Genomic DNA, 11,869 nt, shown 5'->3' on the forward strand with positions numbered 1-11,869 from the left:
GGGCCTGTCATGCCGATCAGTTATTGAAGACTGGTTTGAACCCGTCGGGCGGCAGGATGTTCTCTCGCGAGACTTTGTTGATATTCGTCGAATCTACGACGAAGATCTTTGGTCCGACGTGCTTCACATAATCCTTGCCTTCGAGAATGCGGACCGCTTGGTCCACGGCGACGCGTCCCTGGACCACCATCGAGTCGGCCGGCGATGCGAGAATAAAGCCCCGTTTGATACCTTCATAGACTCCGGGCGTCATATAGAAGGCCAAGATATCCACTTTGCCCTTTAAGCCCCGCTCGCGGATCACGCCCTGGGCTGCTTCGGCCGTAACGGCGGTGCCTACAACATAGCGGATGCTCGGGTCGGCTTGCAGCGCGTCCTCGACGAGTTTCTGCTGCACTTCCTTGCCGGTGTCGCCATATTTTGTCTGCAACACCTTCACAGCGGATCCTTTGATAGCATCCAAGAATCCCTTGTTGGCCGCTTCCACCCAACCGGCTCCGGCAGGTCCGGGAAACCACCCGACGGCGACGTCTGGGGACCCGGCAGGGTGTTTTTTGGCCAGATAGGCGCCCGCTTCCGCACCCATCGTGTAGAACGAGACTAACGATTTGGCGGAAAGTTCCGGCGAGCTGATGCCATTGACGAGGTCAATCACCGGGATCTTCTTCTTCGCGATTTCGGCGATCACGTTGTTCAACCCGTCTGACGAGATCGCACCGATCAATACCGCCTCGGCGCCGCTCGCAACACAATCCTCGATCTGGGAGATCTGCTTGTTGAGCTCGGTGTACCCACCGGCCTCCACCAAGTTCATTTTAACGCCGAGGCGCTTGCTTTCTTCAACGACGCCGTAGTCGACACCAAGCCAGTAGGCGTCCTTCATGTGCGGGAACGAAATGCAGAGCTTCCACGGCTTAGACGCCTTCTCAAGCGGGATGTATTTTACGTCGACCGATTTCCCATTTGCGGAAAATGGAGGTTCGACTTTAGCGGCATCGTAGGGAAACCAATCTCCGGCATGGGCCGAACCGACAAATAGCGTCGCTGACGACGCAAGCAGAAATCTCGCAATGAGCTTCATATTCATTCCCCTCTCTTCTGTTGGTGGATGCTACTATCGCGGCCTTCCCGGTAGTTTCGGACGAACGCGCGTCGAATTTCTTCCAACTACTTCGGCTGTACACCGCGAGACACCCGGTGCAGTGCCCATGTCGGCCTCGACGAAGCGAGCCACTGGTTGCTGCTGCGCTTGGAGCGTCGGCAGGTCGCGGAAAAGTCGGCCGGACTGAAACGTCCCAGCCACACCGTTGCGTCGTAATTTGTGCACCGCAATGCCGTCGATCGTCTCGCCATTCCGTTCGAGCGTACGAAAGAGGGTCGGCTGAAATCCCGTCGGCGCATTGACGAGAGTGGTCTTACCGGCTCCAATCGGACCGATTAGTCCGGTGATGTATCTGCGAGGCGTGGCCGGCGTAACGTCTGAAACGTCTGAGAGGGCTCTTAAGCCGTCGAGTTGGACGCTGATGCTGCGAGCGATCAATTCGCGGCCCTCGGACATGTCTCAACGCCTTCTCATCTGCGAACCTGGTCTGAGTGTTCCGACTCTCAACGTGATTGTAAAATTCGAAATATCGTTGGCCCCCCTCGGAATTCTTGATATCGACCAGCGGCCTCACCCGATCGCATTGAGCAAGCGAGATCGCGCCTTCGATCTGCGGTTAAGTGAGTTCAAACGACAGATTGCAAATCGCCCCGTGCAAACATCAGATCGGTCGCAGTTAACTCCAATCCGGCGGCGAATTTGAGCAATCGTAACATGATCACTGTGCGAGCGAGGGCGTTAGACCAAGACGATCGGGCGATTGGTGCGGCGGCTTTGCGTCCGGTCCATACGCAAGAAACCAGAATCCGACGTCTCGGCCCCGCGCGATGGAGATCGCTCCGGTGGGATCTCGTCGTCGTTTCTGGCCGCAGCCCAATGCGTTGAGGTGGTGTTGATTGAGTACTTTACTGGCGCGTTGCATTCGGAAGCGGCGGAGCGTGCCGAACATGCTCAATCCAGAGGCGTCGGTGCGCGTGGGTCGGGTATGGTGCTGGCGTCATGCCGCCAGAATTAGGCGATAGCTGCGACCCACTTGGGTAGCTCTTGGTCGAAAGTGCCTGCCTGGGGGAGGGGATCACGAGGGATTTTCTTTGCTTAGAGACTGTCGCTCCGCTTAAAGTTGATTACCTTTTACATAATCCATCAACAGCGACTGATGAGGCCGAGCTTTAAACAGTTGGCAACCGCGTTCAGGTTGGTAAGGCCGTCAAAGGATGCAGGATGCAGACACCGCTTCAAACCAGGATCTTTGAGCAACTCCGCCTCTATTTGAGCGATAACCTCAATCCGGGGGACCGCATCAATGAAGCGGAAGTGGCCGAGCGCTTGGGGGTGTCGCGCACGCCCATCCGAAATGTGCTTATGAAGCTGCAGGCAGAGGGCGTGCTCGCTTTCGAGCCGCGCCGCGGGTTCGTCTTGAAGGATCCTACGGTTCTCTCGCAAGGGCAGGAAGGCTCAACCGAAGAATTCCTCGATGAACGTGTAATGCGCGATATGGCTATCGGTGAGCTTGACGATGTAATTAGCGAGCGCGCACTGATGCAGCGTTATTCGGTGCAGAATGGGGTTCTCGTGTCGACACTTCGTCGATTGACACGCGACCACCTTGTCGAACCCTCCCCAGGACGAGGCTGGATTTTTGCGGATGTCAGCCCGAATGCTTTGGCGGATAGCTATCGCTTTCGACAGATCATTGAGCCGGCAAGTCTCCTGTCCGATGGTTATAAGGCTGATCCTGAACTCTTGCAGGCTCTCGATGCAGATCATGCAAATGCAATCGAAAACATACAGGACATGAGCCGGCGACGCCTCTTCGAACTCGATGCACGTTTCCATCGAATTATCGCTGAAGGCGCTCAGACTTCCGAGCTAGTGAACGCGATAGAGCGTCAGAATAATATTCGTCGCGTAGCGGAGTACATCGGATTTGTTCGTATCGAAAGGACCCAACAATCAATGTATGAGCACAGGGGAATCATCACGGCACTTTTGAACGGAGATCGGCAGTTGGCGGCGTCACTGATGCACGTTCATCTGCAGGTTTCTCGTGACGAGACGTTCGCCCACATGGACGAGGACTTGCAAAGGCTTCGCAATGCGATAGCGGAAAAGCGATGATGGTCCGCTTCTCGCGCTCTAAGGACTGGGCATTTGATCTTCAGTCCGGCGTGAGGCTGTGGCGATACCGAATTTGAGCTGGCATTGGGTGCTCAGCCGGGCAAGGCAATCGGTAGTTGCGCTGCATCTGGCCAATGCGCCAACGAATTTGATACAGTAGTGCTCACGTTTTCCGCATCCCTGCCAGGATGTTGTGCAGGCGGTGAGCCCAATCGACCTGTCCTGCACGATCGGCAATAAGGTCATTGCGAATCTCGATCATCGCGCCGAGACGTTCAAAGGGTTTCGTGTGCCGCTCGACTGTGTGGTACACCCCGTCGGATGGTGCGTAGGGCTGATTGTCGCCCACGACCAGATTGCGATCGCGCTTGAGCGCTTCGATAAGTTGGGCAGAAAGTCTGACGTCAGCATCATGGAGAATGCCGACGTGCCAGGGGCGGTTCAGACCCTTATAGACCGGTGTGTAACTATGGATCGACAACACCCAGGGGTTGCTGAATTGGCGAGTAGCAAGAACTTGTTCGAGCCTTGAATGGAACGGATTGTAGATCGCCTCGCATCTGATTGATCGTTCCGCTGCCGATAGCCCTTCGTTACCCGGAATGACAGTCGTTTCACTGAGTGTGACGATTGAGCCTGGATGGTCGGGCCGTCGGTTAATGTCGAGAACCAACCTTGAGACGTTGGCATGGACAAGCGGCGCATCGAGAAGATCGGATAAGATGCCGGCAACCTCTACGGCTCCCGGATCCCAGGCGATGTGCTCGGCCAATTTTGCATCGGGCAGGCCGAGGTTGGATAGATGATCCGGAACGTAATTTGAGGCATGCTCGCAGACCAAGATGATCTGCGAGCTACCGGTTTCGTTCCTTACGCTAACGGCGGGGATGCCGCCAAGGAAGGTTTGCACGTCCACGCCTAGCTCACCTTGTCTTTGACTTGATTGTGCACGACGTCAAGCACCACTTTCAGGACGGTAAGCAACTCCTCGATTTGGCTCTGCGTCGAAATAAAGGGCGGCGCCAGAACGACTGCGGAGCCGAGCGGGCGGATGATGAACCCGCGGTCGCGCGCTTCCTTCGCGATGCGCTCGCCGATGCGCAAATCGCCCGCGAACGATTGTTTGGTCTTCTTGTCGGCGACCGTCTCAAGCGCGCCCATCAAGCCAAGACCACGCGCCTCACCTATCATCGGATGGTCTGCGAGTGCGCGAAGTCCGGCTTGGAATGTCTCGCCGACGGCAACGACATTCTTGAATATGCCTTCCTCGGTGATGATGCGGATGGCTTCAAGGGAAATCGCGCATCCGACTGGATGGCCACCTGTGGTAAAGCCGTGCGGAAACTCTTCCCAGACCGCGCTGGCCGCCGAAGCCCGCTTATCCATTTCGGGCGATAACAGAACCGCTCCCATGGGGAAGTAGCCAGCAGACATGCTCTTCGACGCAACAACAATGTCTGCGATTTGGCCGACAGCTAAAGAACCCCAAAGGTGTCCTGTCCGTCCAAATCCGCAAATGACTTCATCTGCGACCAATGGGATCCCATAACGCTTGAGCACGGGCTGGATCTGTTCAAAGTACTTCTCGGGCGGGACGATGACGCCGCCCGCGCCCATCACGGGCTCCGCGAACATGCCTGCGATCGTCTCTGGGCCCTCGGCGAGGATGCGCTCTTCAAGAGACTTGGCCAGACGTGCGGAGAATTCCTCCTCGCTCTCACCATGGTGTGCGAAACGCCAAGCGTGGGGGCAGTCAAGCACGATAATCTCCGGCCCTGGAAGCCCGAACGCCTTGACGTAATCCTTGCCCGTTAGGGCCGATGCCATGACGGTTGCGCCGTGATAGGCGTTTTTCCTTGTGAGCAGCTTGCGACGCTGCGGCTTTCCCTCCGCTGCCCAGATCATCCACAGCAGTTTGACAACAGACTCGTTCGCATCGGATCCGGAGTTCGTAAAGAACGCGCGGCTCATCGGTGCTGGAGCCAGCGAAAGCATCTTCTCAGCCAGTCTGATAACAGGCTTGGAGTTGCGACCGAAAAAAGTGTGGTAGCCGGGAAACTCTAAGTACTGCCTGAAGGCAACGTCGGCCAGCCGCCGCTCTGAAAATCCCAGGGTCATATTCCAAAGGCCCGAATTTCCTTCGAAGAATCGGCGCCCCCCTGTGTCGATGATGAAGGGGCCTTCTCCGCGATCGATGACCACAGAGCCATCGGCCTGCAGAGACGGGAGATCGGTGAACGTATGGAAAAAGCACGAAGCTTCGCGGCTTTCCCAAGATTGAGCGACGATGTTCATGGCGGATTTCCGGCTCTAATGAGGTTGCATGGGGCTTTAAGATTGTGCGTTTTGATCAGGCAAAACGCAATTATTATGAAACACCATCTTGTTTTGCGTGTCAATTCGTGATCAAAATACATTAAGCCGAAACTCGGCGTCTCTCAGAGCGAGCCCGCCTGTCACGGCTATAGCGAGATTGAGAGTCGCCAAAAAAAGGCGGCGCGCTGGTGCAGCGCGTGCCGTTTCAGGAGAGGGGACCATGGGTCACGAGTTTTTTCTGAACCGTTCAGCCGATGCGAGCGACGGTCCCGCTCGCACGAAATCGTTCGAAGGTCAGTTTTTGGCAGGTCGTTTGACCCAAGAGGATCTGCAGCGTGCAGTGTCGGAAGGAAGCATCGACACAGTCATAGTCGCAATGACTGACATGCAGGGACGTTTGATCGGAAAGCGGCTCACGGGCCGCTTCTTCCTTGAAAGCAGCATTTCACCGCAACTGTTCTGCGACTACTTTCTGGCCACGGACATGGAGATGACGCTCGTTCCAGGTTACGCATCGGCGTCCTGGGAGCGCGGTTATGGCGACTTCGCGCTGGTACCCGACATGTCGACTCTCAGGGCCGTTCCTTGGCTGCCGAAGACAGCCATTGTTCTCTCGGACGTGACAACATCAGCCGGAGTGCCGCTCGAGCACTCACCTCGGCAAGTCCTGCGCAACCAACTCCGGCGTCTGGCTGACCTTGGCTTTGCGGCTGACATGGCTGCAGAACTCGAGTTCTATTTATTTAACCAGACCTTTGAGGAAGCTCGCGCGGCCAAATACGAAGAGTTGAAGTTCTCCAGCTGGTATCCGGAAGACGGCCATATCTTTCAAACGTCAAAAGACGAGCCGTATATTCGCGCGATCCGTAATCTAATGGAGCGAGCCGATATTCCTGTTGAAGGGTCAAAGGCTGAGTGTAGCCCGGGTCAACAAGAAATCAATTTGCAGTATGCCGAGGCTTTAGAGACCTGTGATCGGCTTGTGTTGTACAAGAACGGTTGCAAGGAGATAGCGCATCAGATGGGTAAGTCGGTGAGCTTCATGGCGAAGCTCGGCGAGAACCTTTCTGGAAACTCTTGTCACATCCATCTTTCTCTTCGAAATGTCGAGACGGGAGCTTCCGGCTTTCATGACTCCTCGTGCGAGCACGGTATGTCGAACCTCTTCCGGCAATTCCTCGCCGGCGCCATTAAGCACGCGCCCGCTGCCACGTACTTTTATGCTCCCAATATCAACTCCTACAAGCGATTTACTGCGGGCACTTTCGCGCCAACACGATTGGCTTGGTCGGTCGACAACCGGACGACCGCGTTTCGGGTGCTCGGCAAAGGCAAGGCTCTGCGCTTTGAGTGTAGGGTTCCGGGAGCCGACACGAATCCTTATCTCGCCTTTGCCGCGTTGATCGCAAGTGGCCTCCAGGGCGTCGAGGAGAAGCTTTCGCTCAAGGACGCCTATGCTGGCAACGCTTATGAGGCGGACGAGGTGCCTCGTATTCCAGGCGCGCTTTACAAGTCGCTCGATCATTTGGAGGCGTCTTCGGCCTTCAAGAGCGCTTTCGGCGATGAAGTGGTGGAGCACTATCTCCATTGTGGGCGCTGGGAATTGAGCGCTTTCGAAGGCGCGGTCACCGATTGGGAAAAATTCCGACTTTTCGAGCGGTGCTGATTGGAACGGGAGTAGGAGAATGGCTTCGTTCGAAACAGTCACGCCGATCGACGGATCGGTCCTATTGGTCCGGAATCGTCCGACGGACGCCGACGTCGACGCGGCTTTGGATCTTGCGGTACGGGGCTTCAAGATTTGGCGTGAATATCCTCTCGCGCGAAGAATCGAACTACTCAGTCGCGCAGTCGACGCGTTCGTGGGTTGGAAAAGCGAGATCGCGACTGAAATTACCAGTCAGATCGGACGGCCAATAGCCTACAGTGGCGGTGAAGTGGGTGGGTTTGAGGCACGTGCTCGGACCATGCTGCGTCTCGCGCCCGAGGCTCTCGCTTCGCATATCCCAGCGGCTCTCGACGGATTTGAGCGGGCCATCGAGCGCGTGCCGCTTGGGACAGTGGCCATCTTGGCACCGTGGAATTATCCGTTTTTAACTGCGGTGAATGCGGTCATCCCGGCTCTTGCAGCCGGTAATTCCATCGTTTTGAAACATTCGGATCAGACGCCGCTCGCAGCTGAGCGGATGTCCGCGGCCTTCCAGGTGGCCGGTCTACCTGAAGGAGCTTTTCAATACCTCCACATCAACCATGACCAGGTCGCAAGGACCATATCTGATCCGCGGATCTCGTACGTGTGCTTTACGGGATCCGTGGCCGGTGGACACGCCGTTCAGCAAGCTCTTGCGGGAACGTTCACTTCTTCCGGTCTTGAACTGGGAGGTAAAGACCCGGCCTATGTTCGCGAGGATGCAAATATCGAGCATGCAATCGCAAATGTCGCCGACGGCATCTTCTTCAACTCCGGCCAGAGTTGCTGCGGCATCGAGCGCGTATACGTTCACAAGCGTCGCTTCGGTGCTGTGGTAGACGGGCTTGTAGCCTTCGCCGAGAAACTGAAACTTGGCGATCCCCGCGAGCAAGCGACCACCCTCGGCCCCATGGTGAAAACTGCTGCCGCAGATGCGGTGCGGAGCCAGATTGAAAAGGCGGTTGGGCAGGGTGCACGGCCGCTCATCGATTCGCGCAAGTTTGCGGCAGATACCGGACGCAACGCCTACCTGGCGCCACAGATCATTGTCGACTGCAACCACTCTATGGCTATCATGAATGAGGAAACGTTCGGGCCGGTAGCCGGTGTAATGGCGGTCGGGTCAGACGACGAAGCAATAAGACTTATGAACGACAGCCGCTATGGGCTTACTGCCTCGATCTGGACGCAAGATCGGAAGGCGGCTCGTGCAATCGGTGCGCAGCTAGAGACCGGGACCGTATTCATGAATCGATGCGATTATCTGGATCCCGAGCTTGCTTGGACCGGCGTCAAGGAATCGGGCCGCGGGGCGACGCTGTCGCGCCTTGGATTCGACTACCTAACGCGCCCGAGATCATTCCACTTCAGACTCAATGTCTGAGCCTGCCATGTCGAGATGTGCGTCAGTAGACTTCAGGAGTTCACGTCTGATCGATTGATCGCCGTCCGGCTGAGGCAGAGGATCTCACCGATTGCGGAGATCGTTGGCACGCTTTTTGCGAGCGATAGTAACCAGAAGGCACATCGATACCTGTGGGGTGACGTATGTCAAAGCGCGATCACGAGTTCAAGGTGCTCCTATCGAGCAAAGCTGATTGCTCAGACCCGGGTCTCGGTTTTCATGCCCTCGGCGCCAAAAGCCGAAACTTTGTGCAGACGATCGCGCACATTTACACAAGTTGGGCGAACGACATTTCCATCGATGTCGCTTCATCGATTGCGGTTGGCACACCAGTCTATCGTCTCTCTTCGAAACCGACCGAACCAGTCTCTAAGATTGCCGAGAAGTCCACAGACGACGCTGGAATAGCCGACAAAAAGCACGCAGGGCATGGTCTTCTCGCTGGGCTGGAGAAGGTCTTCATTCTTATTGGTACCCTGGGGGAGGCTGATCAATTTGCTCGGAGGCGTTGACGAATCCCCGGTAACTCGTTCCGAAAAGAGTGGACTACGCGCAAGGACAATCCGGAGCTGAGGGGCAGAGACGAACGGGCAAACGGCGAGGATATGTCTCGGACTAGAAGAGATGCCAATCGTTTAGCATTGGCTAGGAAATGAGAAAAGCGTCAGCATTCCTGATACGACGACAGGTTTGGCTGTGGTCGGCATCAAAGGGAGAAACCTAAATTGCAGAGCCGGGCGCACGGCCGAAGTTCTTGGCAACCTTCACACCAGCCTGGAAAGGTTGGCAAGTTGAGGGTAGTCAGCGGATCGTGCTTCTCGTGGTCGCTGCAGTTGTTTCGATCGTAGTTCTGTTCGAACGGCGCTACAGGGGGCGCACCTCATGGGTATGGCATGCATGGAGGAGGGGGCGCGTCGCAGCAGCGGGCATCGGCGCCGTTCCTTTATCGACACGTTGAGTGTTCGGCATGCGTTAGCGTTGCGAAGAAAGCTGCGCCAGTACGGCAATCTGTTAGTGCGCTGTCGCTGGCGGCGCAGACATGACCAGCAAGTCACACACTGGCTTGCAGAGCGAACGCCACTCTCTCGATCGGCCCAACCGACGCGCTTTGGTACTCAAGCGCCCTTGCCTGAAAGGCGCGAGCGCGTTGAAGGCCCGGGTCCCGTCCCGTCCTGCACCGGCTTGCGAGGACTTTACTCAATCCAAATTGCCGGTCCAGCTTGGGACACTCGCTGCATTGCAAAAAAAGCCGGTGCGGCCGGGTGCGATCGGTACGCACGGTCGCGGCACCTAATGTTCAGACCGCTTGAAGCCCACGCGCGCACGCGCATAATATGGCTACGCTCCGGTGCTTGACAGAGGCTGCATGTCTATCTCGTTGAAGCAAATTCGGTATTTCGTGGCTGCCGCCGAAACCGGTCGTATCAGCCATGCAGCTTCAGAACTCAACATTTCTCAGTCGGCCGTGACAACGGCAATCCAACAATTGGAAACGATGCTGGGTACCCGGCTCTTGGTCCGGAATCCCGAAGGAGTGACCGTTACGCCTGAGGGGCGTCGCTTTTTGGCGCGAAGTCGCAACATACTGCTGGCCGTGGACGAGTGTGTCAGTGACGCGCGCAAGTCCACAGCGCAGATTGCACGAACGTTGCGAGTAGGTGTTACCCCTACCGTGTCCGGTTACTTTCTCCCACGCCACCTCGCGAGCTTTCAGACGAATACCCTGGGAATTACTATCGAGCTTTTTGAGGCCCCACGTTCGATTGTTGAACAGGCTCTGTTAGACGGCGAGCTGGACCTGGCCGTTATGCTTATCTCAAATCTGGCCTCTACCGAGCGACTGTCTAGCACGACTCTCCTTTGCTCTCGCCGTAGGCTATGGATCGCGCCATCTCATCCACTCACGCGATTGAAGCGAGTTACTCTCGCCGACGTGGCGAGCTACCCTTACGTCATGCTTACAACGGATGAGGCCAATAGTACGACGCTTCGTTACTGGGCGGCTCGTGGACTCAAGCCGAATACCATCTTCTGTACATCGTCGATCGAGGCCGTGCGGTCGATGGTGGGGAGCGGTCTCGGAGTCACCATCCTGTCCGAGCTCATATATCGGCCGCGGACGTTCGATAACCAACGCATCGAGGTGCTTGAACTGGCAGATCAGGTCCCTAGCTTGGATATCGGAATCGTTTGGCGGCATGAGAGCGAGCTCTCTCCCGCGGCGCAGGCCTTTTGCGACTTTCTTCAGTTTTCCGTGGGCGGAGATAGCCGAGCTGCCATGGAGGTCTCGGAAGCGCAACGTCAGTCTGCCTACGCTATTGGAAAATGAGATACAGGCCTTCTTTTAATCCAATTTGACGTCGGTCGCGCCGCATCGATAAAAATTCTCGTGACCAAAATCCGAGGAGAAAAACCAATGACGCGCGGAGCGACCATCAACTGCGATATCGGCGAAGGTTTCGCCCTGTATCGATGCGGCGACGACGCCGGCATCATGCCGCATATTCATCTCGCCAACGTTGCTTGCGGCTTCCATGCTTCGGACCCAGTCGTGATGCGCGATACGGTCGAGCTCGCCGCCGATAACAACATTCCGATCGGCGCCCATCCCTCGTTTCCAGACAAGCAGGGCTTTGGACGTCGCGACATGATCATGGAGCGCGAAGAACTCGCCGCATGCGTCCGATATCAGGTTGGCGCTCTGAAGGGCTTTCTGGACGCCGCGGGCCTCAAACTCAACCACATCAAGCCGCACGGCGCTCTGTTCGGTGCCGCCACCCACCGTGAAGTGGTGGCGAATGCGCTCGCCGATGTCGCTTTGCAGTACGGCGTTCCTGTAATTGGCATCGCCGGCACCGTTGCCGATAAGGTCTACAAGGCGCGGGGTGTCACGATCATTCCGGAATACTACGCCGACAATGACTACGATTCCTCTGGCGCCCTTATCGTTTGCCGTACGCACCCGAAGCGCGATCCAGATGAGGTGTCGCGCAAGGTCGTTCGGATGTTCAAGGAGGGGAAAGCTCCCACGATCGACGGCAAGGAGTTTGATGTGAAGGCGACGACCGTCTGCGTGCATTCCGATACGCCGAACGTGGTCGAGATCGCTCGAGCTCTCAAGGAAGCGATGAAGCCCTGGGCCTAGTTCCCTCGCAGCTGCTCCCAGCTCCGACGCAATGATCGTCCTTAAGAAGGAAGAGACAATCGGGCCGCTGTTGATCCCAGGATCTGACAGCGG

11 protein-coding genes are annotated in these 11,869 nt (G+C 56.6%); 6 read left to right on the forward strand and 5 right to left on the reverse strand.

Annotated elements, in window-relative coordinates; genetic code table 11:
- Nucleotides 1-16: 16 nt before the first annotated feature.
- Both torT and M2427_RS42145 read right to left on the reverse strand, forming a co-directional pair.
- Nucleotides 17-1,081, reverse strand: a complete 1,065-nt coding sequence (gene torT, locus M2427_RS28105; RefSeq protein WP_280710177.1) for a TMAO reductase system periplasmic protein TorT — start codon at nt 1,079-1,081, stop codon at nt 17-19.
- A gap of 33 nt (nt 1,082-1,114) precedes the next feature.
- The gene (locus tag M2427_RS42145; RefSeq protein ID WP_348521954.1) at nt 1,115-1,558 is read right to left on the reverse strand and encodes an ATP-binding cassette domain-containing protein; all 444 of its coding nucleotides are present in this window, start codon (nt 1,556-1,558) and stop codon (nt 1,115-1,117) included.
- A gap of 765 nt (nt 1,559-2,323) precedes the next feature.
- Here M2427_RS42145 and M2427_RS28110 point away from each other — a divergent pair.
- A complete protein-coding gene (locus M2427_RS28110) occupies nt 2,324-3,220 on the forward strand; it encodes a GntR family transcriptional regulator (protein WP_280710122.1) in 897 nt (298 codons plus the stop codon).
- Nucleotides 3,221-3,383: 163 nt separating this feature from the next.
- Here M2427_RS28110 and M2427_RS28115 read toward each other — a convergent pair whose 3' ends face one another.
- Nucleotides 3,384-4,136, reverse strand: a complete 753-nt coding sequence (locus M2427_RS28115; protein WP_280710123.1) for an N-formylglutamate amidohydrolase — start codon at nt 4,134-4,136, stop codon at nt 3,384-3,386.
- 2 nt (nt 4,137-4,138) lie between these two features.
- Nucleotides 4,139-5,515, reverse strand: a complete 1,377-nt coding sequence (locus M2427_RS28120) for an aminotransferase (protein ID WP_280710124.1) — start codon at nt 5,513-5,515, stop codon at nt 4,139-4,141.
- Nucleotides 5,516-5,756: 241 nt separating this feature from the next.
- Between M2427_RS28120 and M2427_RS28125 the strand changes: the two genes are divergently transcribed.
- The 4 genes from M2427_RS28125 (at nt 5,757) to M2427_RS28140 (ending at nt 10,960) form a co-directional block, all read left to right on the forward strand.
- Nucleotides 5,757-7,202 (forward strand): glutamine synthetase family protein, encoded by a 1,446-nt coding sequence (locus M2427_RS28125; protein WP_280710125.1) that lies wholly within the window; start codon nt 5,757-5,759, stop codon nt 7,200-7,202.
- A gap of 19 nt (nt 7,203-7,221) precedes the next feature.
- Nucleotides 7,222-8,610, forward strand: coding sequence for an aldehyde dehydrogenase family protein (locus tag M2427_RS28130; protein ID WP_280710126.1), 1,389 nt, complete (start codon nt 7,222-7,224; stop codon nt 8,608-8,610).
- A 164-nt stretch (nt 8,611-8,774) separates the two neighbouring features.
- Nucleotides 8,775-9,143 carry a hypothetical protein gene (locus M2427_RS28135; RefSeq protein ID WP_280710127.1) on the forward strand — a complete coding sequence of 123 codons (369 nt, stop codon included), beginning with the start codon at nt 8,775-8,777 and terminating at the stop codon, nt 9,141-9,143.
- An 854-nt stretch (nt 9,144-9,997) separates the two neighbouring features.
- Nucleotides 9,998-10,960, forward strand: a complete 963-nt coding sequence (locus M2427_RS28140; RefSeq protein WP_280710128.1) for a LysR family transcriptional regulator — start codon at nt 9,998-10,000, stop codon at nt 10,958-10,960.
- 15 nt (nt 10,961-10,975) lie between these two features.
- Here the strand turns inward: M2427_RS28140 and M2427_RS28145 are convergent, their stop codons facing one another.
- Nucleotides 10,976-11,167: a hypothetical protein gene (locus M2427_RS28145; protein ID WP_280710182.1), complete on the reverse strand. Its 192-nt coding sequence runs from the start codon at nt 11,165-11,167 to the stop codon at nt 10,976-10,978.
- Between M2427_RS28145 and pxpA the strand changes: the two genes are divergently transcribed.
- Nucleotides 11,096-11,776 (forward strand): 5-oxoprolinase subunit PxpA, encoded by a 681-nt coding sequence (gene pxpA / locus M2427_RS28150; RefSeq protein WP_280710178.1) that lies wholly within the window; start codon nt 11,096-11,098, stop codon nt 11,774-11,776. The genes M2427_RS28145 and pxpA overlap by 72 nt on opposite strands.
- Nucleotides 11,777-11,869 lie beyond the last annotated feature (93 nt).

The sequence above is a fragment of the Bradyrhizobium sp. BR13661 genome, from assembly GCF_029892425.1.
In the GTDB taxonomy this organism is placed as follows: Bacteria; Pseudomonadota; Alphaproteobacteria; order Rhizobiales; family Xanthobacteraceae; genus Bradyrhizobium.